General features: G+C 71.8%; 22 protein-coding genes and 1 tRNA gene. 13 read left to right on the forward strand and 10 right to left on the reverse strand.

What is annotated here, in order from left to right; all coding sequences use genetic code 11:
- Positions 1 to 7 precede the first annotated feature (7 nt).
- The 3 genes from QQA02_RS08615 (at position 8) to QQA02_RS08625 (ending at position 3,197) form a co-directional block, all read left to right on the forward strand.
- Positions 8 to 907: an aldo/keto reductase gene (locus QQA02_RS08615; protein WP_284774658.1), complete on the forward strand. Its 900-nt coding sequence runs from the start codon at positions 8 to 10 to the stop codon at positions 905 to 907.
- 72 nt (positions 908 to 979) lie between these two features.
- On the forward strand, positions 980 to 2,014 hold the full coding sequence (locus QQA02_RS08620; protein WP_284864128.1) for a YncE family protein: 1,035 nt from the start codon (positions 980 to 982) through the stop codon (positions 2,012 to 2,014).
- A 76-nt stretch (positions 2,015 to 2,090) separates the two neighbouring features.
- Positions 2,091 to 3,197 (forward strand): quinone-dependent dihydroorotate dehydrogenase, encoded by a 1,107-nt coding sequence (locus tag QQA02_RS08625; RefSeq protein WP_284774661.1) that lies wholly within the window; start codon positions 2,091 to 2,093, stop codon positions 3,195 to 3,197.
- A 22-nt stretch (positions 3,198 to 3,219) separates the two neighbouring features.
- Here QQA02_RS08625 and QQA02_RS08630 read toward each other — a convergent pair whose 3' ends face one another.
- Both QQA02_RS08630 and QQA02_RS08635 read right to left on the reverse strand, forming a co-directional pair.
- Positions 3,220 to 3,573: a hypothetical protein gene (locus QQA02_RS08630; protein WP_284774663.1), complete on the reverse strand. Its 354-nt coding sequence runs from the start codon at positions 3,571 to 3,573 to the stop codon at positions 3,220 to 3,222.
- A gap of 59 nt (positions 3,574 to 3,632) precedes the next feature.
- The gene (locus QQA02_RS08635; protein WP_284864129.1) at positions 3,633 to 4,178 is read right to left on the reverse strand and encodes a YbhB/YbcL family Raf kinase inhibitor-like protein; all 546 of its coding nucleotides are present in this window, start codon (positions 4,176 to 4,178) and stop codon (positions 3,633 to 3,635) included.
- A gap of 160 nt (positions 4,179 to 4,338) precedes the next feature.
- Here QQA02_RS08635 and QQA02_RS08640 point away from each other — a divergent pair.
- The 4 genes from QQA02_RS08640 to QQA02_RS08655 all read left to right on the forward strand — a co-directional run bounded on the left by QQA02_RS08640 (position 4,339) and on the right by QQA02_RS08655 (position 6,542).
- A tRNA-Leu gene (locus QQA02_RS08640) sits at positions 4,339 to 4,424 on the forward strand.
- Positions 4,425 to 4,500: 76 nt separating this feature from the next.
- Entirely contained in the window at positions 4,501 to 5,157 is a 657-nt protein-coding gene (locus tag QQA02_RS08645) for a GNAT family N-acetyltransferase (protein WP_284864130.1), read from the forward strand.
- Between the two features lie 4 nt (positions 5,158 to 5,161).
- A complete protein-coding gene (locus tag QQA02_RS08650; RefSeq protein ID WP_284864131.1) occupies positions 5,162 to 5,902 on the forward strand; it encodes a TVP38/TMEM64 family protein in 741 nt (246 codons plus the stop codon).
- A 64-nt stretch (positions 5,903 to 5,966) separates the two neighbouring features.
- Complete coding sequence (locus QQA02_RS08655; RefSeq protein WP_284864132.1) at positions 5,967 to 6,542, forward strand: MarR family transcriptional regulator; 576 nt, start codon at positions 5,967 to 5,969, stop codon at positions 6,540 to 6,542.
- Between the two features lie 78 nt (positions 6,543 to 6,620).
- Here QQA02_RS08655 and QQA02_RS08660 read toward each other — a convergent pair whose 3' ends face one another.
- From QQA02_RS08660 to QQA02_RS08670, 3 genes are read right to left on the reverse strand one after another with little or no spacing between them, the layout of a single operon-like run.
- Complete coding sequence (locus tag QQA02_RS08660) at positions 6,621 to 7,955, reverse strand: SPFH domain-containing protein (protein WP_284864133.1); 1,335 nt, start codon at positions 7,953 to 7,955, stop codon at positions 6,621 to 6,623.
- Positions 7,956 to 7,958: 3 nt separating this feature from the next.
- Positions 7,959 to 8,387 carry an NfeD family protein gene (locus QQA02_RS08665; protein ID WP_284864134.1) on the reverse strand — a complete coding sequence of 143 codons (429 nt, stop codon included), beginning with the start codon at positions 8,385 to 8,387 and terminating at the stop codon, positions 7,959 to 7,961.
- Between the two features lie 54 nt (positions 8,388 to 8,441).
- A complete protein-coding gene (locus tag QQA02_RS08670; RefSeq protein ID WP_284864135.1) occupies positions 8,442 to 9,293 on the reverse strand; it encodes a DUF3097 domain-containing protein in 852 nt (283 codons plus the stop codon).
- A gap of 47 nt (positions 9,294 to 9,340) precedes the next feature.
- Between QQA02_RS08670 and QQA02_RS08675 the strand changes: the two genes are divergently transcribed.
- Positions 9,341 to 10,105 carry an Rv1486c family protein gene (locus tag QQA02_RS08675; RefSeq protein ID WP_284864136.1) on the forward strand — a complete coding sequence of 255 codons (765 nt, stop codon included), beginning with the start codon at positions 9,341 to 9,343 and terminating at the stop codon, positions 10,103 to 10,105.
- On the opposite strand, the gene QQA02_RS08680 is transcribed toward QQA02_RS08675, so the two are convergent.
- The 3 genes from QQA02_RS08680 to QQA02_RS08690 form a co-directional block, all read right to left on the reverse strand.
- The gene (locus QQA02_RS08680) at positions 10,075 to 11,133 is read right to left on the reverse strand and encodes a ferrochelatase (RefSeq protein WP_284864137.1); all 1,059 of its coding nucleotides are present in this window, start codon (positions 11,131 to 11,133) and stop codon (positions 10,075 to 10,077) included. The genes QQA02_RS08675 and QQA02_RS08680 overlap by 31 nt on opposite strands.
- A 91-nt stretch (positions 11,134 to 11,224) precedes the next feature.
- On the reverse strand, positions 11,225 to 13,042 hold the full coding sequence (locus QQA02_RS08685) for a DIP1281 family NlpC/P60 protein (protein WP_284864138.1): 1,818 nt from the start codon (positions 13,040 to 13,042) through the stop codon (positions 11,225 to 11,227).
- Positions 13,043 to 13,575: 533 nt separating this feature from the next.
- Positions 13,576 to 14,091, reverse strand: coding sequence for an Rv1476 family membrane protein (locus tag QQA02_RS08690; RefSeq protein WP_284774675.1), 516 nt, complete (start codon positions 14,089 to 14,091; stop codon positions 13,576 to 13,578).
- A gap of 297 nt (positions 14,092 to 14,388) precedes the next feature.
- On the opposite strand from QQA02_RS08690, the gene can reads away from it, so the two are divergent.
- The 3 genes from can (at position 14,389) to QQA02_RS08705 (ending at position 18,823) form a co-directional block, all read left to right on the forward strand.
- Positions 14,389 to 17,205 (forward strand): aconitate hydratase, encoded by a 2,817-nt coding sequence (gene can / locus QQA02_RS08695; protein ID WP_284774677.1) that lies wholly within the window; start codon positions 14,389 to 14,391, stop codon positions 17,203 to 17,205.
- A 189-nt stretch (positions 17,206 to 17,394) separates the two neighbouring features.
- The gene (locus QQA02_RS08700) at positions 17,395 to 17,958 is read left to right on the forward strand and encodes a TetR/AcrR family transcriptional regulator (protein ID WP_284774678.1); all 564 of its coding nucleotides are present in this window, start codon (positions 17,395 to 17,397) and stop codon (positions 17,956 to 17,958) included.
- Positions 17,959 to 18,049: 91 nt separating this feature from the next.
- Positions 18,050 to 18,823: a glutamine amidotransferase gene (locus QQA02_RS08705; RefSeq protein WP_284774679.1), complete on the forward strand. Its 774-nt coding sequence runs from the start codon at positions 18,050 to 18,052 to the stop codon at positions 18,821 to 18,823.
- A 28-nt stretch (positions 18,824 to 18,851) separates the two neighbouring features.
- Here QQA02_RS08705 and QQA02_RS08710 read toward each other — a convergent pair whose 3' ends face one another.
- Positions 18,852 to 19,544 carry an NAD(P)-dependent oxidoreductase gene (locus QQA02_RS08710; protein ID WP_284774680.1) on the reverse strand — a complete coding sequence of 231 codons (693 nt, stop codon included), beginning with the start codon at positions 19,542 to 19,544 and terminating at the stop codon, positions 18,852 to 18,854.
- A gap of 160 nt (positions 19,545 to 19,704) precedes the next feature.
- Positions 19,705 to 20,352, reverse strand: coding sequence for a hypothetical protein (locus QQA02_RS08715; RefSeq protein WP_284774682.1), 648 nt, complete (start codon positions 20,350 to 20,352; stop codon positions 19,705 to 19,707).
- Between the two features lie 99 nt (positions 20,353 to 20,451).
- Here QQA02_RS08715 and QQA02_RS08720 point away from each other — a divergent pair, with 99 nt between their 5' ends.
- Positions 20,452 to 20,721 (forward strand): ACT domain-containing protein, encoded by a 270-nt coding sequence (locus QQA02_RS08720; protein WP_284774683.1) that lies wholly within the window; start codon positions 20,452 to 20,454, stop codon positions 20,719 to 20,721.
- Positions 20,722 to 20,734: 13 nt separating this feature from the next.
- Positions 20,735 to 22,099 (forward strand): PFL family protein, encoded by a 1,365-nt coding sequence (locus tag QQA02_RS08725; RefSeq protein WP_284864139.1) that lies wholly within the window; start codon positions 20,735 to 20,737, stop codon positions 22,097 to 22,099.
- The last annotated feature ends 174 nt before the right edge of the window (positions 22,100 to 22,273 follow it).

Below are 22,273 nucleotides of genomic sequence, written 5' to 3' on the forward strand. Positions count from 1 at the left end.
GGGGCGGGTGGAATCTCGCACCGTGGGCCGCTCCGGGCTGCGCGTCGGGGCCCTCGGACTGGGCACCGAGGCCTGGGGCACGGCCACCCACTCCGATGACGCCCGGGCCATCGCCCGGGTCTTCCTCGACGCCGGCGGCAGCCTCGTCGACACCTCGCCGGCCTACGGCGTCGGCCGCGCCGAGGAGGTGCTCGCCCGCGTCCTGGCCGACCTGCCGCGCGAGGAGCTCGTCCTCTCCTCGGCCGCTGGTGTCGACCCGACCGCCCCGGTGGGCCGCCGCGTGGACTGTTCGCGGCGCAGCCTGCTCGCCCAGCTGGACCGCACCCTGACCCGCCTGGGCACCGACCACCTGGACCTGTGGTCGGTGGGCTACTTCGACCGCCAGACCCCGATGAGCGAGGTCACCGACACCCTCGCCGCGGCCGTCGCCTCCGGCAAGGTCCGCTACGCCGGGGTGCGCGACCACACCGGCTGGCAGCTCGCCTGCACGGCCGGCGTCGCGGGACCGGGCGGCGTCGTCGCCGCGCAGGCCGAGTACTCACTGCTGGTGCGCCAGCCCGAGGAGGACCTGGCCCCGGCGGCCGGCTACCTCGGCGTGGGGCTCCTGGCCCGCGCGCCGCTGGGCCACGGGGTGCTCGCGGGGCTCTCCCGCGGCGAGCTGCCCGCCGAGGCGCACCCGCTGCTGGGTGCACGGGCCCGGACCATCGTCGACGCGCTGCGCACCGCCGCCGAGGGCCTGGGCGTCGACCCGGCCGTGGCCGCGCTGGCCTGGGTGCGCGACCGGCCGGGGGTGGCCGCCGCGGTGACGGGCCCCTCCGACCCCGCCCAGGCCCGCGTCGCCTTCGCCGCCGACGGGGTGCGACTGCCCGCGGCGATCACCCGCGCGCTCGACGACGTCTCCGCGTGAGCGACGTCTCGGCCTGACCAGCGGCGACCGGCGGGGCGGGACCGCCCGGTCGCACTGCTAGGCTGGCTGTCTGTGAGAAAGCGCGCCATCGGCCTCCCCCTCCTCACCGCCGCACTGCTGACGCTGACCGCATGCGGCGGGACGGACGGTCAGGACGGCACCGAAGAGAACATGGGCAACGCCCGCCCGGCGGTCTCCGACTCCGCCGGAGACGCACCCGACGGTGAGACGTTCGAGGCTCCGGCGGGCCTCGGCGAGATCTCCCAGGCGGTCACCGACGGCGAGGTCGTCGGTCTGCGCGGGAGGGACGCGGTCGCATTCGGCACCGTCGCCCAGCTGCGCGACGGAAAGGCCGAGGTCGTCGAGACCGACCCCGCCTGCGGCACCCTGACCCAGGGCGCGGGCACATTCGTCCTCGCCTGTGGCTCCGAGGTCCTCCTCTTCGACCCCGCGGATCCGGCCGAGCCCGAGCGCCGCGACGTGGAAGGCGACGCCACCCGCGCCGCGCTCGTGGCCTCCGGGGAGCTGTTCACCGCCAACGCGGACGAGCCCGAGATCGTCATGACCCGCCCGGACCGCTCGACCGAGCGCATCGAGGTCGAGGACCCGGCCACCGAGCTGGTCTCCGTGCCCGGCCGCGACGGCGAGCGCGACGCCGTGGTGCGCACCTTCAACCCGGACACGACGATCCAGGACGTGGACTGGACCAACGACCCGCCGCGCCAGGGCGGCCGGCTGCGCGTCGGCCTCGGCGTGGGCACCGTCGCCCCCGGCGAGGACGACTTCCTGCTCGCCGCCGACGCCACCGGCGGCCAGCTGGCGGTCTACACCACCGACGACGTCATCCGCCTGCACCAGACCGTCCCGGTCGACGGCGAGCCCTGGGCCGTCGCCTGGGACCCGCACGCGAAGCGCGCCTGGGTCTCCTCGCCCGGCGACCGCGGCCTGCGCGCCTTCGACCTCTCCTCCGGCAGCCCCGAGCAGACCACGCAGCTGCGCGCGGTGCCCGACGCGCAGAGCATCGTCGTGCTTGACGACGGCACGCTGGTCGCCGTCTCCGCCACTGGTTCCGGTGTGCAGGTCGTCGCCGACGCCGCCGGCGCCTGAGCCCGGGCGCCCCGGCAGCCGGGGCGCCCCCTCCGTCCTTTCCATTCCTTCCCTACCGAACCCGGGAGAATCCACCGTGACCCTCGATCTCCGTCACCGCGCCTACGCCGCCGCCCTGAAGGTGATGTTCCAGATCCCACCGGAGCGCATCCACGGCATCATCATGTCCGCCCTGCGCGTCATGCAGAAGGCCGGCCCGGTGCGCACGGCCGTCTCGAAGATCTTCCCGGTGCGCGAGCCGATCCTCTCCCAGGACCTCTTCGGCGTGCACTTCGAGCGCCCGCTGGGCCTGGCCGCCGGTTTCGACAAGGCCGCCGAGGTCGCCGACGTCTGGGAGGCCTGCGGCTTCGGCTACGCCGAGCTGGGCACCGTGACCGCCAAGGGGCAGCCGGGCAACCCGGCCCCGCGCCTCTACCGCCTGCCGGCGGACAAGGCCCTGCTCAACCGCATGGGCTTCAACAACCCGGGCGCGGCCGCGGCGGCGGCCAACCTCAAGGCCCGCCGCGGGGCCGGCGTCATCGCCATCAACATCGGCAAGACGAAGGTCACCCCGGCAGAGGAGGCCGTCGAGGACTACCGCACCAGCGCCCACCTGCTCGGCCACCTGGCCGACTACGTGGTGGTCAACGTCTCCTCCCCCAACACTCCGGGCCTGCGCGACCTGCAGGCCGTCGAGGCGCTGCGCCCGATCCTCGCCGCCGTGCAGGAGGAGACGGACACCCCGGTGATGGTCAAGATCGCCCCGGACCTCTCCGACGAGGACGTCGACGCCGTGGCGGACCTGGCCGTGGAGCTCGGCCTGGCCGGCGTGGTGGCCACCAACACGACCATCTCGCGGGAGAACCTGAAGACCGACTCAGACGAGGTCGCGGCCATGGGCGCCGGCGGCATCTCCGGGCCGCCGCTGGCCGCCCGCGCCCTCGAGGTGCTCGAGCGCCTGCACGCCCGGCTGGCCGACAGTGACGTGGTGCTGGTGGCCTCCGGCGGCATCTTCACCGCCGAGGAGGCCTGGGCCCGCATCGCGGCGGGCGCGAGCCTGCTGCAGGGCTACACCGGCATGATCTACGGCGGCCCGGACTGGATCCGCGACATCCACCGCGGCCTGGCCGAGCAGCTGCGCCGCCAGGGCATGAACAACATCGCCGAGGCCGTCGGCTGCCGGAAGGCCTGGCTGGCCGCCTAGACACGGCCCACCTGAAGCTGCCTCAGGCGGCGAAGCTGCGCCGGATGAGCCAGGCGCACACGCCCGCCACGACCACGAGACCCAGCACCCAGTGCTGGGCGGTGGCGTAGGCGGGCTCCGGGGGCATGAAGCGGCTCGCCACGACGAGCAGCACCGCGACGATCAGGGCGATGACCTTTCCGCGGCTGCCGGGCTCGTCACGGCGGGTCGTGGCGAAGGCACCGAGCAGCGCGCCCGCCAGCAGGATCGTGAGCACGCGCGGGGTGAACTCGAAGGGGGCGCCCACGCCCCTGCCGAAGACGTCAAGGACGAGCAGCAGCAGGGCCACCAGGGCCACGCCGAGGAAGGCGCCGCCGACGCGCAGGCCGGCCGGCACGCCGCCACGATCCGGGCCGCGGCCGCCTCCTGCGGCAGCGACACCCTGTTCCCGCGCGCTCACTCGTTCTCGTGCCAGCCCCAGAGGATGGCGCGTCCGATGGCGTGGAAGTACAGGTTGAAGCCGAGCACCGTCGGGGTGGCGTCCGCGTCGACGTCCAGGTGCTCGACGTCCACGGCGTGCACGGCGAACAGGTAGCGGTGCGGGCCGTGGCCGGCCGGCGGGGCGGCACCGGCGAAGGCGCGCGAGCCGCCGTCGTTGCGCAGGGCGGTCACCCCGTCGATGCCGAGGTCGTTTTTCGCACCCGCGCCGGCGGGCAGGCTCTCCGTGGTCACCGGGATGTTGAAGGCGGCCCAGTGCCAGAAGCCGGCCGCCGTCGGGGCGTCCGGGTCGTAGCAGGTCACGGCCAGCGACCTGGTGCCCTCGGGCAGGCCGGACCAGGACAGCTGCGGCGAGACGTTCTCGGCGGCCGTCTGCGCGGCCGGCAGCTTGGCGCCGTTCTCGAAGTCCTCGGAGGTCAGCTCGAAGCCCGGAAGGTCCTTCAGGGGCGCGTACGGGTCCGGGCCGGGGAAACGGGGGTCTGTGGCGTAGTCGTGGTTGCTCATGTACCCGTTTGTACCTAAACATGCGCCGCCGCGGGGCGTTTTCGCCCACGTGGGGGCGACGGGACGTCGAAAAGCGGTGTGAGCTGGCAATTTGTTCCGCGAACCGGGTTCGGGTTAAGGTGTTCCTCGTTGCACGCCGCGATGCGGCGACGACCACCCTGCCCGGGTGGCGGAATGGCAGACGCGCTAGCTTGAGGTGCTAGTGTCCTATTAACGGACGTGGGGGTTCAAGTCCCCCTCCGGGCACGATCTGATCCCGGGTCCCCGTCACACGGTGGCCCGGGATCACGCGTATGTGCGGCGGGATCTAGACTTGACGGTCGTGACTGTATCCGTGAGAAGCTACCGAGCAACCGACCACGACGAAGCGATCAAGATCCTCGTCGACGCCTTCGAGGACGACCCGTCCTTCCGCCGCGTGACTCCCCTGGCCCGCGGGCTGGGCCACCGCGAGACGCTCGAGCGGATGCTCTCCGCCCAGATCAGGCGCCACTACATCCCGCACGGCCGCATCGACGTCGCCGTCGACGGCGAGACCGACGACGCCACCCCGCTCGGCGTGGCCCTGTGGAGCACCCCCGACGACGGGCCGGGGCCGGTGGAGAAGATCTCCGCGCTCAAGGACTGGATTTCCCTCTTCGGCCGCCACGCCGCCACCGCCGTGCTGCGCGACCGCCAGGAGTCCTCCTTCGAGCCGCGGTTCGCGCACTGGTACCTCTACACCCTGGCCGTCTCCCCGGCCGCGCAGCGCCGCGGCGTGGGCACCGCGCTGCTCGACCACGGCCTCGAGCGCGCCGGCAACGAGGCGGTCTACCTCGAGGCGAGCACCCCGGACGCCGCCAACCTCTACGAGCGTCTCGGCTTCGTGCCCATGGGGCGCCTGCCCAAGCACGGCGAGGGTGTCCACGAGATGGGCATGTGGCGCCCGCCGGTGATCAAGGCCCCGAAGCCGGGCCGTGGCCCGGCCGCGGAGGGGTGATGTGATGGCCGGACTCGGCCGCTGGGTGCGCAGCTTCCTCGGCTTCGTGCTCGGGCTCCTCGCCGACGCCTGGCGCACGGTGCTGGGCTGGCCGGTGCACCGCAGGGTGCTCGTGGCCGCCACGCTCGGCGCGTTCATCGTGCTGACGCTGACCGTGGACCTGCCCAGCCTGGCCACCCTGCGGGCGTGGTCGGACTCGGCCGGCGACTGGTTCGTCGGCGCCTTCTGGCTGCTCTACGTGGCGGTCACGCAGCTGCCCGTGCCGCGCACCTTCCTGACTCTGGCCTCGGGCATCCTCTTCGGACCCTGGACCGGGGCGCTGGTGGCCGTGACCGCGACGACGGTCTCCGCGGTCGTCTCGCTCGGCGTGGTGCGCGGGCTGACCGGCGACTGGATCCGCCCGCGCCTGGATCACCCTGCGGTGGCGGGCATCAACGCCCGATTGCGGCAGCGCGGCTGGCTGGCCGTCGGCTCGCTGCGCATGATCCCCGGCGTGCCGTTCTTCGTGCTCAACTGCGCCTGCGCGCTCTCGCCGGTGCGCGTGCTGCCCTACGCGGTGGCGACCTGCGTCGGCTCCGCGCCCGGCACCGTGGCGCTGGTCTTCTTCGGCGACACCCTGACCGGGCACGCCGACCCGGTGGTCATCGCCTTCACGGTGGCGCTCGCCCTGGTCGGGCTCGTCGGTCTCGCCGTCGACCACGGGATGCCGGTACAGTCGGGTGGCAGATCAAGGGTGGAGGCCTGACCGGCCGGTGCCGGTCCCCCGCCCTCTCCCCGCTTTCCCCGTCTGATTTTCCGGAGGTGTCCCCGTGCTCGCCCTGCACGCCCGCTACCGCGGCCGCAGCACCCGCCGCGCCGAACTGGTGCGCCGCAGCGCCGAGGCGCTGGCCACGCTGCCCGGCGTCGGCGAGTTCGAGCGGCTGGGCGTCGAGGACATCCGGGCGCGCGTGGAGACGCCCGAGAGCCTCTGCGACACGGTCATGGCGTTGCTTTCCGACGGTGAGTGGGCACTCGGCGTCGGCGTGACCGACGCCGCCCACGACGCGACCGAGGCGGCCACCGCGGCGTTGGGCAGGGCGGCGCGCCCGGGGCTGGTGCGCGCCCGGGTGCTCCCGGACGCCACCGGCACCGTCGGCGAGGACATCGCCGCGGTCTTCCTGCTGCTCGGCCAGGTGCTGGCCAAGCGCTCGCTGGAGGGCCGGGAGGCGACCTCGCTGATGCGCACGGGTATGAACCAGATCGAGGCCGCGGAGCGCCTGGGCATCACCAAGCAGGCGATCTCGCAGCGGCTGCGGGCCGCGGGCTGGCAGGCGGAGAACGCCGGCTGGCAGCTGGCGGTCAACCTGATCACGGCGGCCCAGAAGGCTGCGCCGGAAAACGACTGATAGAGAAGAGAGAACTGACCGGCGCCACGGGGCGCCGGTCAGTCGCTGTCTGGTGCGGTTCAGCGCTGCGCGGCAGCGCTAACGGTGCTCGTCGGGGCGGCCATACCGCGGTGCGGGCTGCCCCTGGGGCGTCTCCGGGCCGGTGCCCCACACGTCGTCGCTGAACTGGACTCCCTCGGCCGGCTGCTGCGTCGGGGCGGCGATGCCGCGTTCCGGGTGGGCGGCCGGCGTGGCGGTGCCCCGGTCACCGGCGCTCTCGTCGCGGCGGCGGGCCGGGGTGGACTTGGGGGCCTTCTCCTCGCCGGCGAGCGGTATCTCCGGGTCGACGGGCTTGTTGGCCACGGCGTTGGCGGCGGCCACGGCGGCGGCGATCTCCGGGTCGGACTCGGTGGAGAACCACTCCCGGGTGTCGCCCTCCTCGGCCATCTCGCGGGTCTCCGCGTCGACGTCGGCCGGCTCGTAGCGGAAGACGCCGTCGTCGTCCTTGTTGCTGAAGGCCTTGGCGAACTGCTCGAGGGTGTCGCCGAACTGGGCCGGGATCATCCACATCGTGGAGGCCTGGCCCTCGGCCATCTTCGGCAGCTTCTCCAGGTACTGGTAGGCCAGCACCTCGGGCGTCGGCTTCGAGGCGCGGATGGCCGCGTTGACCTTCTGGATCGCGCGGGCCTCACCCTGGGCCTCGAGGTAGCGGGCGGCGCGGCGGCCCTCGGCGAGCAGGATCTCGGACTGGCGCTCGGCCTCGGCGGCCAGGATCGCGGCGTGCTTCTCGCCCTCCGCGGCGAGGATGCGGGCCTGCTTCTCGCCCTCGGCGGTCTTGATGTCGGCCTCGCGCTGACCCTCGGCGGTGAGGATCGTCGCGCGCTTCTCGCGGTCGGCCTTCATCTGCTTCTCCATCGACTGCTGGATGGAGGGCGGCGGGTCGATGGCCTTCAGCTCGACGCGGGAGATGCGCAGGCCCCACTTGGTGGTGGCCGCGTCCAGCTCGCCGCGCAGGCGGCGGTTGATGACCTCGCGGGAGGTCAGGGTCTCCTCCAGGGTCATGCCGCCGACGACGTCGCGCAGCGTGGCCACGGAGATCTGCTCGACGCCGACGATGTAGTTGTCCACGCCGTAGATGGCGCGGGCCGGCTCGTTGATCTGGAACGTGACCACGATGTCGATGGCCACGGTCAGGTTGTCCTCGGTGATGACGGCCTGCGGCGGGAAGGACACCACGCGCTCACGCGTGTCCACCCGGGCGCGGACCCGGTCGATGAAGGGGACGAGCAGCGTGATGCCGCCCGAGACGGTGCGGGTGTACCGGCCGAGCCGCTCGATGACCGCAGCCTCGCCCTGGGGGATCAGGGCGATGGACTTGAAGACGACGAGAGCGACGAAGACCAGGATCACCAGCAGGACGATCAGGCCTGCCATGGGTCAGGGCTCCTTCCAGACGACGGCGGTGGTGCCGTCGATGCGAACGACGGTGACGGAGTCCCCCGCGCCGAAGGTCACGGACGGGTCCATCGAGCGCGCCGACCAGATCGAGCCGTCGAGGCGGACCTGTCCGGTGTGGGCGTCGGTGGGCTCGAGGACCTCGGCCGACTGCCCGACGAGGGCGCGCGGCGAGGTGTCCAGGGCGAGGGGCTTCTGCATCTTCCGGCGCAGCCAGGGGCGAAGGAAGACGATGAGACCGATCGAGACGACGGCGAACACCAGCACGTTTGCCCACTCGGGCACGCCGGCCAGCGACGTCCCGGTCGCGGCCAGGGCGCCCGCGGCGAGCATGAGGAAGGTGAACTCCCCGGCGGCGAGTTCGAGGCCCGCGAGCACGAGGGCGCCGATGAACCAGACGATCGTTCCCATGGGAACCAAGGTACCGCAGGCCCGCGGCCTCCGGGAGCCCTGACGCACGGGTTTTCAGCCGGCGGCGTCCGCCTTGCTCAGCGAGGGGTCGGTGACGAAGTCGACGAGGCGCTCGACGGCCCCGATCAGCGAGGAGTCGAGGTCGCGGAAGTTGTGCACGGCCGCGTACACCCGGCTCCAGCCCTCCTTGGGGTCGGACCAGCCGAGGCGCTGGCACACGCCGGTCTTCCAGTCCTCGCCGTAGGGCACCTGGGGCCACGCGTGGATGCCGACGCTGGCGGGCTTGACGGCGGCCCAGATGTCGATGAAGGGGTGGCCGGTGACCAGCACGTGCTCGCCCACGCCCTCGACCAGGCGGGACTCCTTGGAGCCCTTGACCAGGTGGTCGGCGAGCACGCCGACGCGGCGGCCGGGGCCGGGGCGGAACTCGGCGAGGCGCTCGGGCAGGTTGTCCAGGCCCTCGATGTACTCGACGACCACACCCTCGACGCGCAGGTCGTGACCCCAGACCTTCTCGACGATCGCGGCGTCGTGGATGCCCTCGACCCAGATGCGCGAGGGCGCGGCGACCTTGGCCTGGACGTCGCGCACCCGCCGCGAGCCCGAGTTGGAGTGCGTGGGCGGGGCCGGCGCGGCGGCGACGTCGCGCACGAGGGTGACCCGGCGGCCCTGGTTCAGGAAGCCGCCCGGGCGCAGTCGGAAGACGCGGGTGGTGCCGTAGCGGTCCTCGAGGCGGACCAGCTCGCCCTCGACGGCGCGCTCGGTGCCGATGACGGCGCCGACGAAGTTCTGCCCGAAGACCTCGACGACGGTGCCCTGCTCGGCGGGCAGTTCCGGGTAGGTCGCGGGGCGGTTGTGCGCGTGGCCGGAGAGGATGTCCCCGGCGTAGGGGTCGTGGAAGCTCATGGCCCCACAGCCTATCCCCCGCACCCGTCGGCCTAGAGTGGCTGGCCGTGAGCATCCGCGAGACCGTCTACTCCCCGCTGCAGAACGCCGTCGTCTGGCTGGCGGCCGGACTGCACGGCCATGAGCCCGCCGACTCGGTGCTCGGCGCGCTGACCGAGCTCTTCGGCCCCGGACAGACGCTTGACGACGCCGCGCCCCTCACCGACGTGCTGGCCTTCCTCCGTCGCTGCGGCGCCCACGAGACGGACGCGGGGCTGCGCCTGGTGCTCTCCGGCCCGGGCGACGCCCCGCGGCTCCCGGCCGGCTCCCCGGCAGCTGCCGCCGCCGCGGCCGGCCCCGGTGCCGTGGTGGTCGAGGGCACGGACCCGACCGTCTACCACGCGCTGGTGCCGAGGGTGCCCGCCGAGGGCTCCCCGGTGGTCTGGGAGCGCTTCAGCGGGCCGGCTCCCCTGCCGGCGCCGGACTACCTCTCCCCGGGTGAGGCCGACCGGCTGCTCACCCGGGCCACGGACCGGGCCACCGACCTCATCGACGCCGTGGGCTACCGCCCGGAGCCCAAAGTAAAGTCCCCACGGTTGACCGTGGGGACTCTGGGCGACTTCTACGACACCCCGGGGCTTCCCGGTTCGGTGCCGCCGCGGGCGGCGAAGCTCTTCGCCCGCGCCGACCGGGTCGCCGCGATCGTCGAGACGCTCACCGAGCGCATCGGCGACCACAGCCTGGACCCGCAGCTGCTGGCCCTCGGCGGGCCGGTGCGCCGGGCCCGGGTGGCCGGCGTGGACTACGCGGTGCGCGAGCTGGCGCGCGGGTAGGTGTCCACCGGCTCGCCGTTGACGCTGACGCCCCAGGCGGGCATGTCGCCGCGGACCTCGATGTCGCGCCGGCCGGCGGCCTCCTCCATGAGGTCGACGACGACGCGGGCGAAGGGCTCCGTGGTGCCGGCGGTGCGCGAGCGCTCCAGGTGCACGCCCATCTCGTCGCAGGCCTGCTTCAGCTCGGTGTCGAGGTCCCAGACGACCTCCATGTGGTCGGAGACGAAGCCGACCGGGCAGTTGAGCACCGCGCCGAGGCCCTCGGTCTCGTGCAGCTCGGTGACGAAGTCGACGACGTCGGGCTCGAGCCACGGCTGGTGCGGCGGGCCGGAGCGAGACTGCCAGACCAGGTCGTGGTCGGACTCGCCGGCGGCGGCCGCGACCAGGCGGGCGGCCTCGCGCACCTGGGACTCGTAGACTTCGGACTCTGCCGGGCCCTTGCCGTGGCCGCGGTCGGTCACCGGCACCGAGTGGGCGGTGAAGACGAGGCGGGCGTCCTCGTCGGCGCCGAACTTCGCGCGGGTGTCGCGGACGCCGGCGGCCATCTCGTCGACGAAGCCGGGGTGGTTGAAGAACTGGCGCAGCTTGGTGAACTCGAGCTCGGGCGCGCCGCGCTCGGCCAGGTGGGCCCGGGCGCGTCGGATGTCCTCGTCGTACTGGCGGGCGCCGGAGTAGCCGCCCCACGCCGAGGTGGCGAAGACGAGGGGGTGGCGCACGCCGTCGGCGGCCATGCGCTCGGCGATGTTCTCGATGAAGGGGTGCCAGTTGCGGTTGCCGAAGTAGACGGGCACGTCGATGCCGCGTCGCTCCAGCTCGGCCTCGATGTTGGCGATCATCTCCTTGTTCAGCCGGTTGATCGGGCTGACACCGCCGAAGTGGTAGTAGTGCTCGCCGACGACCTTGAGCCGTTCGACGGGGATGCCGCGGCCCCGCGTGACGTTCTGGAGGAAGGGGATGACCTCCTCGTCGGCCTCCGGGCCACCGAAGGAGAGCACGAGCAGCGCGTCGTGGGGGAAACCTTGGTTCATGCGCTCGATGCTACGTCAACCTTTTGATCACGCAAAAACGGGGCCCGCGCCGTGCGCGGACCCCGTAGCCTGCGGGTTTTTTAATTCCGGATCAGATCAGGCGGACGGCGCTGGCCGACATGCCCGACCAGCGGACCGGCGAGATCTGGACGGTCGAGCCGGACTGCGGTGCCTCGATCATCTGGCCGTCGCCCAGGTAGATGGCCACGTGGTGGTTGCCGGCGGGGCCGTAGAAGATCAGGTCGCCGCGCTCCATGTTCGAGGGGTCGACCTTGGTGCCGCGCTGGTACTGGTAACCGGTGTAGTGCGGCAGCGAGATGCCGACGCCGGCGAAGGCGTAGAGGACCAGGCCGGAGCAGTCGAAGCCGATCTTGTTGTAGTCGCCGTAGGAGTCGGCGACACCGCCGTCGCGGATGCCCTTGGTCGGGCCGTTGGCGTCGCCGCCGCCCCAGGCGTACGGCATGCCGATCTGCGACTTGGCGCGGGCGATGACGGTCTCGATGCGCTGCTCGCGCGAGCCGTCGACGCTGCCCGAGACCTCCTCGGAGACCTCGTCGGCGGTCTCCAGGGTCGGCCCGCCGATGGACTGGCCGGTCGAGTCGGTGGACTCGGTGGTGGTCGCGGTCTCCTCGGCCGCCTCGGTGGTCGCCGTGGCGGTGGGCTCGGCCGGGGCGGTGGCCGTCGACTGCGTCGACTCGCCGGCCTGGGTGCTGGTGGCGGTTTCGCTGGTGGCCGTGGCCTGCGCGGTCGCGGAGGTCTCGGTGGCCTCGGTCGAGGTGGACTCGCCGGTGGCGGCGGTGCCGGAGGGATTCTGGACGGCGGCGATCTCGGCGGCGTCCGCGTCCTCACCGGTCGGGTACGGGTTGTCGAGCGTGTTGTGCTCGGGCTGGGTCGCGGCGACGGCCTCGGCGGCCTTCTCCGCGGCGGCGGTGGCCTCGCGCTCGCGCTGGGCGGCGTCCTCGGCCTCCTTGCGGGCGCGCTCCTGCTCCTCGGCGGCGGCCTCCTCGCGCTCGGCCTTGGCCTTGGCGGCGGCGGCCTCGCGGGCCTTCTCCTCGGCCTCCTTGCGCTCCTGCTCGCGCTGCTCGTACTCGCGGTACTCCTCGCGCTCGCGGTCCAGGCTGTCGTGGTGGCCGCGGGCGGCGTCGAGCTGGCCCTGGGCCTCGTCGCGCTGGGCGACGAGCTGCTCGCGCTCGGCGTTCTTCTCCTCGAGCTCGCGGGAGCGCTCGTCGATCTGGGCGCGGGCGTCGTTCTGCGCCTTCTCGGCGGCGGCCTCGCGGTCCTCGGCGACGTCACGGGCCTCGCGCAGGCGGGACTCGCGGTTGGCGGTCTCGGTGCGCAGGCGGTCGAGCTCGTCGACGGCGGCGCGCTGCTTCTCGGCGTTGGTGCGCAGGTAGGTGCGGCGGTCCAGGCCGTCCTCACTGGTGGCGTTGCCGGAGACACCGGAGACCGGCGCGGAGGCGCCGCGGCGGTAGGCGGTGCGGGAGATCTCGTCGAGCTTGTCCTGGGCCGAGCTCATCTCGTCCTGGACCTGGTCGAGCTCCGCGCGGGCCTCCTTGACGGCCTGGCGGGCCTGCTCGGCCGAGCCCTGGGCATCGTGGAGGTCCACGAGGGTCTTGTTGATCTGCTCGCGCACCCCGCCCATGTCCAGCTCGAGGTTGGCGATCTCCTCCTCCTTGGAGGACAGCGCGCCGGCCGCGTCGGCCACGCCACCGGCGCCAGCATCGACGGCCTGCTGCGCCTGGGAGAACTCGGAGGGCTCCGGGTTGCGCGGGACCGCGCCCGCGACGGCGGAGGTGGCGACCATCACCGCGGAGACGGTGGTCGCCACGGCGACACGCGCGCAGGCGCCGACCCGACGACCGGCGCGAGTCGGCGTCTGCGTCTGATCGGCGTTCAGAGAGTAAGCCACGAAAATCTCCTGTCAGTCCCCCGGCGGACTTTCAAGTCAACGGCCTTGACCCGGGGATGGGGCGCGCGGTGTGCGTCCCATCTAGCACCGCCCCGCGCGGCCGCCCCGGACACAGGAGTGCTCCCCCGGCGTGACTTTCCCGATCCGTGAACGCGACATGCTTCCCCACAGGTCCGTACCACGACATCGATGTGTCACAGCCGATTCGGAAGTGAATTCCTGCGACCGCGGGCGACCCGCGAGTCGATGACCAAACCATAGACCACGCGAGCCCCGAAAACCTCAGTCAGTCACACACGCCACAGAAGTAAAGTTCCCAGCCATGACCCGGTCGGCCCGCTGGCCTGCAGAAAAGGCGTTACACCCCGGTCGAGTGATCTTTATCACAAATAAGGTCACAGGCGTGTCACTCTCCGCTCTCGACCAGGTCAAGATGTAGGCGGGCCCACCGCCCTCTCACGCCCCCTCAGGCGTCGCAGGGCGCCGCAACGGCGACCACCGGGACGTCGTCAAGTAAAGCTTTAAGACTTGACCTACTTCCTCGTGCGGGCGGCACGGTAGGCGGCGAGCGCCGCGACGGCCAGAACGGCGAGCGTGACCAGGAGGATGACGCCCGCGCCCGCGACGCCGACGCCGGGATCGGCGAGCTCGCCGGAGAAGGCGCCCACGGAGGCCGGGTAGTCGGGCTCGCCGACCATCGCCAGGGTCGCCTGGTCGAGCTCGGCGCGGGCCAGACCCGTCTCCGGTGCGCTGACCGCGCCCGCACCCCCGGGCGCGCGCACGACGACGGTGCCCGGGCCGCCGGCGGCGCCCGCCCCCCCCGCCTCGATCGCGTTGAGCGTGTCCTGTGCGAGATCGCGCAGGGCGGGCACCTGCGCCGGCGTCTCGTCGAGGACGACGACGCCCAGTCCCCCTTTAATGTCGGAGCCGGCGACCGCGTCGCGCAGCGATCCGACGAAGGCCGGGTCGTCGGCGCCCGTGCCCACGACGGCGACACCGTCGTCGGCGAGATCCGCGGCGAGCTCGGCGGCGGGCGGGGCCTGGGTCATGGCGGGACCTCTTCACTAGGGAGGAACGGATATATAAGGAACGGCGCCTGCGTTCCGCGCTGACGACCCACAGCATATCGGGCACCGCCCCCGCACGAACGGGGTTGGCCGAAAAGGTGGTTGTCCGCGTCACGTTCGCAAATAGGACGGTTGTACTGTTAGCCTGAGACTCGACGGCCAATCGCGCCGCCGGTGCTAGTAGAATCATTTCCAGCGGACCTCGTGAACTGCCGGACTCCGGCTCCGGCCACGAGACAGTCCTCACATTTCGATATCCCGCGAGAAACGGAGCTCACTGTGACCGCAAGCAAGAACTCCTTCGACGCCCAGCGCACCCTCAAGGTGGGCGACAAGGAGTACCAGTACTTCGCTCTCGATGCCGTGCCCGGCATGGAGAAGCTGCCGTACTCCCTCAAGGTTCTCGGCGAGAACCTGCTGCGCACGGAGGACGGCAAGAACGTCACCGCCGACCACATCAAGGCCCTGGCGAACTGGGACCCGACCGCCGAGCCGGACACGGAGATCCAGTTCACCCCGGCCCGCGTGCTCATGCAGGACTTCACCGGCGTGCCCTGCGTGGTCGACCTCGCCACCATGCGTGAGGCCGTGTCCACGCTCGGCGGCGACCCGGAGCAGGTCAACCCGCTGAACCCGGCCGAGATGGTCATCGACCACTCCGTCATCGTCGAGGCCTTCGGCAGCGACGACGCCCTGCAGAAGAACGTCGAGATCGAGTACCAGCGCAACGAGGAGCGCTACCAGTTCCTGCGCTGGGGCTCGGAGAACTTCTCCAACTTCCGCGTCGTGCCCCCGGGAACCGGCATCGTCCACCAGGTCAACATCGAGTACCTGGCCCGCGTCGTCTTCGACAACGAGGGCGTGGCCTACCCCGACACCTGCATCGGCACCGACTCCCACACCACCATGGAGAACGGCCTGGGCATCCTGGGCTGGGGCGTCGGCGGCATCGAGGCCGAGGCGGCCATGCTGGGCCAGCCGGTCTCCATGCTCATCCCGAAGGTCGTCGGCTTCAAGCTCACCGGTGAGATCCCGGTCGGCGTGACCGCCACCGACGTCGTGCTGACGATCACCGAGATGCTGCGCCAGCACGGCGTGGTCCAGAAGTTCGTCGAGTTCTACGGCAACGGCGTCAAGTCCGTGCCGCTGGCCAACCGCGCCACCATCGGCAACATGTCCCCGGAGTTCGGCTCCACCTGCGCGATCTTCCCGATCGACGAGGAGACCACCAAGTACCTGCGCCTGACCGGCCGCCCGGAGGAGCAGATCGAGCGCGTCGAGGCCTACGCCAAGGCCCAGGGCATGTGGCTGGACGAGGACGCCCCGGAGGCCGAGTACTCCGAGTACCTCGAGCTGGACCTGTCCACCGTCGTGCCGTCCATCGCCGGCCCGAAGCGCCCGCAGGACCGCATCCTGCTCAACAAGGCCAAGGACACCTTCCGCGAGCAGCTGTCCACCTTCACCGACGACCCGATCTGCGAGGACGACTCCGCCGAGGCCATCAAGATGGCCGCCGAGGGCAACGCCCCCGAGGAGCAGAACGAGGACGCCCTGCCGGAGACCTACAACTCCTCCGCCGAGGGCCACGGCGAGTCCGCCGCGGTCGGCTCCAAGGGCCGCCACTCGCACCCGGTGACCGTCAAGTCCCCGCGCGGCGGCGAGTACACCCTGGACCACGGCATGGTCGCCATCGCGTCGATCACCTCGTGCACCAACACCTCCAACCCGTCCGTGATGATCGGCGCCGGCCTGATCGCCCGCAAGGCCGCCGCCAAGGGCCTGCGCGCCAAGCCGTGGGTCAAGACCATCTGTGCGCCGGGCTCCCAGGTCGTCGACGGCTACTACAAGCGCGCCGACCTCTGGAAGGACCTCGAGGCCCTGGGCTTCTACCTCTCGGGCTTCGGCTGCACCACCTGCATCGGCAACTCCGGCCCGCTGCCGGACGAGGTCTCCCAGGCGATCAACGACAACGACCTGACCGCCACCGCGGTGCTCTCCGGTAACCGCAACTTCGAGGGCCGCATCTCGCCGGACGTGAAGATGAACTACCTCGCGTCCCCGATCCTGGTCATCGCCTACGCGATCGCCGGCACCATGGACTTCGACTTCGAGACGCAGCCGCTGGGCCAGGACCAGGACGGCAACGACGTCTACCTGAAGGACATCTGGCCCTCCCCCGCCGAGATCGAGGAGACCATCCAGCAGGCGATCTCCCGCGAGCTGTACGTCCAGGACTACGCGGACGTGTTCAAGGGCGACAAGCAGTGGCAGGAGCTCGACGTCCCCGAGGGCGAGACCTTCGACTGGGACCCGGACTCCACCTACATCCGCAAGGCGCCCTACTTCGACGACATGCCCGTCGAGCCGGAGCCCGTCAAGGACATCCACGGCGCCCGCGTCCTGGCCAAGCTGGGCGACTCGGTCACCACCGACCACATCTCCCCGGCCTCCTCGATCAAGCCCGGCACCCCGGCCGCCCAGTACCTGGACGCCAACGGGGTCGAGCGCAAGGACTACAACTCCCTGGGCTCCCGCCGCGGCAACCACGAGGTCATGATGCGCGGCACCTTCGCCAACATCCGCCTGCAGAACCAGCTGGTGGACGTCCAGGGCGGCTACACCCGCGACTTCACCCAGGAGGGCGGCCCGCAGGCCTTCATCTTCGACGCCTGCCAGAACTACAAGGCCGCCGGCACCCCGCTGGTCGTCATCGCCGGCAAGGAGTACGGCACCGGCTCCTCGCGTGACTGGGCCGCCAAGGGCACCAACCTGCTGGGTGTCAAGGCCGTGATCACCGAGTCCTTCGAGCGCATCCACCGCTCGAACCTGATCGGCATGGGCGTCATCCCGCTGCAGTTCCCCGAGAGCGAGTCCCACGAGTCCCTGGGCCTGGACGGCACGGAGACCTTCGACATCACCGGCATCGAGGCGCTCAACGACTCGATCCCGTCGACGGTCCACGTCACCGCCACCAAGGAGAGCGGCGAGACCGTCGAGTTCGACGCCACCGTGCGCATCGACACCCCCGGTGAGGCGGAGTACTACCGCCACGGCGGCATCCTGCAGTACGTGCTGCGTCAGATGGCCGCCAAGTAGGCCGACCCCGGCCGTGGCCTGACGGGCCCCGCACCGCGGGCCCGTCGCGCAGGGCGGGGAGGCGAGGTGACCGCCTCGCCTCCCCGCCCTTTTCCCTTTCTTGCCCACAGTCCCCTTCACCTCTCCCCCTTCTTCCGCTTAACTTCCCTTCACCAGATTCACCCGAGACCGGAAAGGTCGTGCCGTCTTATGCCCGTGGTCAGCGAAGAGGAGCTCGCGCGGCGTCGCCGCGAGATTTTGGAGGGCGCCCGCGTGTGCTTCGCGCGCCACGGCTACGAGGGCGCGACCGTGCGCCGCCTCGAGGAGGCCACCGGCAAGTCCCGCGGCGCGATCTTCCACCACTTCGGCGACAAGGAGTCGCTCTTCCTGGAGATCGCGCACCAGGACGCCGTACGCCAGGCCGAGGTCGTCGCCCGCGACGGCCTGGTCGCCGTCATGCGCGACCTGATCCACCACCCCGAGCACCACGACTGGCTGGTCACCCGCGTGGAGATCTCGCGGCTGCTGCGCACCGACGCCGGCTTCCGCGCCCGCTGGGAGAAGCACCAGGAGGTCCTCGACCGGGCCATGCGCCAGCGCTTCGAGCAGCGCGACGTCGCCGAGCGCATGCGCACCGACGTGCCCGTCGGGGTGCTGACGACCTACCTGGAGACCGTGCTCGACGGGCTGATCGCCCGGCTGGCCTCCGGCGGCTCGGCCGAGGGCTTCGACACCGTGCTCGACCTGGTCGAGGAGTCCGTGCGCCACCGCTGAGCGCGGACAGCGGCGACCGCCGGGCGCGACACGCGCATCTAATAGACCGCTTGGTTCGGAAAATGCCGGCCGTCTGTGTAGACTGCTTGGTATGCTTCCGTTCCTGCTGCTCTCCCCGCGCCGCAGCCCCGCAGTGGCCGGCGCCGAATACCGCGATTTCCTCCGTGCCGCGGGCCTGGAGGAGGAGCAGCTGGTCCACCGAATGCTCGACTCGGAGAACTCCCGGCTGGGTGATCTCCGCGGCTTCTCCGGCGTCTTCGTCGGCGGCTCGGACCTGAACGTGACCGACGCCCGGCACAGCCGCTGGCAGCAGAACGTCAACGTCCAGCTCGCCGGGCTGCTCGCCGCGCCGGTGCCCGTCCTCTCCGTCTGCTACGGCGGCTCCGCGATCGCACGCTCCACCGGCGGCGAGATCGGGCGCACCCACCCGGAGAACGCCGGGGCCACCACCGTCGAGCTGACGGCCGCAGGCAAGGCCGACCCCGTCTTCGGCGCCCTGCCGGCGAGCTTCACCGCGCTGACCGGGCACACCGAGAACATCACCGCGCTCGGGCCTAACGCCACGCTGCTGGCCACCGGCCCCTCCTGCCCCGTGCAGGCCGTGCGCTACGGCGAGCGGCTGTGGACCTGCCAGTTCCACAGCGAGATGGACGCCGACGCGATGCGCGTGCGCATGGGCTTCTTCCACGGCCACGGCTACTACGACGACGCCGAGTTCGACGCGATCGTCTCCGGCCTGCCGCTGGTGGACACCTCCGCCCCACGCACGCTGCTGCGCTCCTTCGTCGCCCACGCCGCCGCCGACGCCGCGCGCCGCCGGGCGCGCGCGGTCGCCGACGCGCACGTGCCCGCCCTCGTGGGCTAGGCGCGGGCGTCGGAAATCGGGGTCTTGGTCAGGCGCCGAAGTCCGCCGCGGTGACCGGCCCGTCGCCGTCGACGAAGGCGAAGCGCGCCGCGTGCGGGAACTCCGCGCGCCCGGCGGCCTCGACGATGACGTCGGCGACCAGCTCACGCGACGTCTCGGCGGCCGCGCCGGCCTCGTCCGGGATCGCCCTGATGCCGCGGTCCGGCTCCAGGGTGAGCACGCCCGGGGCGAGCACCAGGTGATCGAAGGCGACGCGGGCGGCCAGGCGCTCGTCGACGGCCTGCTTGGCCTCGCCGTAGGCGTGCATGCCGTGGCCCTCGCCCCAGGGGTTGTGCAGCGAACCGGCGTAGGAGACCAGGATCAGCCGCGGGGCGTCCGCGCCCAGCTCCTCGAGCGCGCCCACCAGCGACAGCGCGGCGTCACGGTCGACGGCATAGGTCGCCTCCGCGCCGCCCTTGCCGCCGGCGCCGGCGGACCAGACGATGACGTCGTGGCCCGAGACGAGCTCGCGCCATTGCGCGGCGGATAGCGCGGTGATGTCGGCGACGTGCGCGGTCGCGCCGAGCTTCTCGACGTCGCCGGCCTGCTCCTCAGCGCGGATGACCGAGGTGACCCGGTCGCCGCGGGCGACGAGCTTCGGGGTGGCCAGGAGGGCGACCCTTCCGTGGCCGCCGATGATCAGGACTTTGCGGGGGCTGTGCGTCTGCGTCGTCTGTGACATGGCCCCAGGCTAGTCACCGGGACCGAGCAGCTCCACCTTCTCGAGCGCGGCGCGCGCCCGGCGGGCGTCGATCAGCGGGTCGAGGGCGAGGGTGTTTCCTCCTGGCCGTCCGGGTAACGCACGATGGTCCAGCCGTTGTCAACGTCCTCGACGTCGTCTTTCACTTTGCCGTAGGGCCCTTCGCGAAGGGCCGGCCGTCGTGCAGGATCCCGGCCACGGGGACATCGGCTATGATCCCGGAGTACTCGTCGGACTCGTCGCCCCCGAAGAGGCTGCGCATGGTCGTCGTGTGGAAGCCGCGGCACGTCACCGCGCCGGTGCGGAAGGTCGCGTAGCGCAGCCGCCCGTCCGCCCACGCCGTGTCCAGGGCGCGGCGCAGGCGCGTGATCTCGCTCAGCCTGCCGACGTTCTCGCGCAGCCCGAACGCCGAGCAGATCGAGAACGCGGGCACGAAAACCAGGAAGCAGAGCACGCGCATCCACACGGCCTCGTCGAGGAAGATGAGGAAGACCGTGATCGCGACCGCGACGATCGCGATCAGGGCCCACATGCCGATCCGCCACAGCGCCGAGCGGCGCCGCCGGGCGGTCGAGGACGGCGCGCCGGAGCGCCCCTCGGCCAGCGCGAGCTCAAGGTCCGTGCGGGGCAGGGCCGCGGGCGCCGCACCGACGTCGCCGGCGGTGCCGTCCTCGACCGCCGCGGTCAGTTTCCCGTCGGCCCAGGTCTCCTGCGCGCCCCAGAGCCAGCGGTGGAAGAACCGCTCGCCCCGGCGCGTGAAGCGACCCCGCCTGCCTGTGTCCCGCGTCATTTCCATGGCCTCATCTTGGCACGCGCGCCCCGCGCCCGTCCCCCGCTCGACCATCCTGCGTGGGGATGTGCGTCGAGACCCCGGGTAGAGTCCTGGATCATGTACGCGATCATGACCGTCACCGGTGCGGACCACACCGGAATCATCTCGGGCGTCACCGCCGCGCTCGCCGAGCAGAAGATCAACATCCTCGACGTCTCCCAGACCATCATGGAGCGCTGGTTCACCATGATCCTGCGCGTCGAGTTCGACGACGCCGCCACGGGCATCGAGGCGATCCAGGAGCGCATGGGCGCGGTGGAGAAGGAGCAGAACCTGGTCATCCGCATCCAGTCCGAGGCCCTGTTCTCCGCGGTCAACGAGATTTAGGAGGCCGCGACCCATGGCTCTGACACTGAACGCGGCCAACATCCTCGACACCATCGAGATGATCGAGAAGTACCGCCTCGACATCCGCACGGTCACGATGGGCATCTCGCTGCTCGACTGCGCGCGCCCCACGATGGTCGAGACCGCCCGAGCCGTCCACGACAAGGTCGTCGGCCAGGCCAAGGACCTGGTGTCCACCTGCGAGGCGATCAGCTCCGAGCTGGGCGTGCCGATCGTCAACAAGCGCATCTCGGTCACCCCGATCTCGCTGGTGACCGCCGCGGCCGAGGGCGACCCGGTCGAGGTGGCCCGCGCGCTCGACGCCGCGGCCAAGGAGGTCGGCGTCAACTTCATCGGCGGCTACTCCGCCCTGGTGGAGAAGGGCGCGACGACCTCCGAGCGCCGCCTGATCCGCTCGCTGCCGACCGCCCTGTCGGAGACGGACGTCGTCTGCGGCTCGGTCAACGTCGCCTCCTCGCGAGCCGGCATCAACATGGACGCCGCCCGCTCGATGGGCGAGGTGGTCAAGGAGGCCGCCGCGCTGACCGCCGACGACAGCGCGATCGCCTGCGCCAAGCTCGTCGTCTTCGCCAACGCCGTCGGCGACAACCCCTTCATGGCCGGCGCCTTCCACGGCGTCGAGGAGCCGGACTGCGTCGTCTCCGTCGGTGTGTCCGGCCCCGGCGTGGTCGACCGCGCGCTCGGTTCCCTGGAGGGCGCGACCCTGGACCAGGTCGCCGAGGAGATCAAGAAGGCCGCCTTCAAGATCACCCGCACCGGCCAGCTGGTGGGCAGCATGGCAGCCGAGCGCCTGGGCGTGCCCTTCGGCATCGTGGACCTCTCGCTGGCCCCGACCGCCGAGGTCGGCGACTCCGTGGCCCAGATCCTCGAGCACATGGGCCTGGACCAGGTGGGCACCCACGGCACCACCGCCGCGCTCGCGCTGCTCAACGACGCGGTCAAGAAGGGCGGCATGATGGCCTGCTCGCGCGTGGGCGGCCTGTCGGGCTCCTTCATCCCGGTCTCCGAGGACCGCGGCATGATCGACGCCGTGCGCGCCGGCACGCTGCGCATCGAGAAGCTCGAGGCGATGACCTCGATCTGCTCGGTCGGCCTGGACATGATCGCGATCCCGGGCGACACCACCGCCGAGACCATCGCGGCGATCATCGCCGACGAGTCCGCCATCGGCATGATGAACCACAAGACCACCGCCGTGCGCGTCATCCCGGTGCCGGGCACGAAGCCGGGTGACGACGTCAACTTCGGCGGCCTGCTGGGCCACGCCCCGGTCATCGACGTCAACCAGGTCGCGGCGACCGAGTTCATCCACCGCGGCGGGTTCATCCCCGCGCCGGTGCACGGCTTCCGCAACTAGGCGCCGATTGACGACGCCGCGCAGATCGCCCCGGGCGGTTTTGCGCGGCGTCGTCCGTGCGTCGCCGGCTGCGCCGGCCACCGGTCGTTCGGCTCCTGCGGTTCCTGTGGTACCTGCCGCGCCTGTTCCGGCCGCGCGAAGGACCGGGCCCGGCGGCCAACCCCGGGCGCTCCC

Source organism: Corynebacterium sp. MSK006 (assembly GCF_030232385.1).
Lineage (GTDB): Bacteria > Actinomycetota > Actinomycetes > Mycobacteriales > Mycobacteriaceae > Corynebacterium > Corynebacterium frankenforstense_A.

Coding starts and splice junctions, on each gene's coding strand:
- QQA02_RS08680 (WP_284864137.1), bottom strand. CDS start 11,133: ATGAACCAAGGTTTCCCCCACGACGCGCTGCTCGTGCTCTCCTTCGGT.
- QQA02_RS08670 (WP_284864135.1), bottom strand. CDS start 9,293: ATGAGCTTCCACGACCCCTACGCCGGGGACATCCTCTCCGGCCACGCG.
- QQA02_RS08725 (WP_284864139.1), top strand. CDS start 20,735: ATGGCTCTGACACTGAACGCGGCCAACATCCTCGACACCATCGAGATG.
- QQA02_RS08690 (WP_284774675.1), bottom strand. CDS start 14,091: ATGACCCAGGCCCCGCCCGCCGCCGAGCTCGCCGCGGATCTCGCCGAC.
- QQA02_RS08710 (WP_284774680.1), bottom strand. CDS start 19,544: ATGTCACAGACGACGCAGACGCACAGCCCCCGCAAAGTCCTGATCATC.
- QQA02_RS08700 (WP_284774678.1), top strand. CDS start 17,395: ATGCCCGTGGTCAGCGAAGAGGAGCTCGCGCGGCGTCGCCGCGAGATT.
- QQA02_RS08705 (WP_284774679.1), top strand. CDS start 18,050: ATGCTTCCGTTCCTGCTGCTCTCCCCGCGCCGCAGCCCCGCAGTGGCC.
- QQA02_RS08650 (WP_284864131.1), top strand. CDS start 5,162: ATGGCCGGACTCGGCCGCTGGGTGCGCAGCTTCCTCGGCTTCGTGCTC.
- QQA02_RS08720 (WP_284774683.1), top strand. CDS start 20,452: ATGTACGCGATCATGACCGTCACCGGTGCGGACCACACCGGAATCATC.
- QQA02_RS08660 (WP_284864133.1), bottom strand. CDS start 7,955: ATGGCAGGCCTGATCGTCCTGCTGGTGATCCTGGTCTTCGTCGCTCTC.
- QQA02_RS08715 (WP_284774682.1), bottom strand. CDS start 20,352: ATGACGCGGGACACAGGCAGGCGGGGTCGCTTCACGCGCCGGGGCGAG.
- QQA02_RS08665 (WP_284864134.1), bottom strand. CDS start 8,387: ATGGGAACGATCGTCTGGTTCATCGGCGCCCTCGTGCTCGCGGGCCTC.
- QQA02_RS08635 (WP_284864129.1), bottom strand. CDS start 4,178: ATGAGCAACCACGACTACGCCACAGACCCCCGTTTCCCCGGCCCGGAC.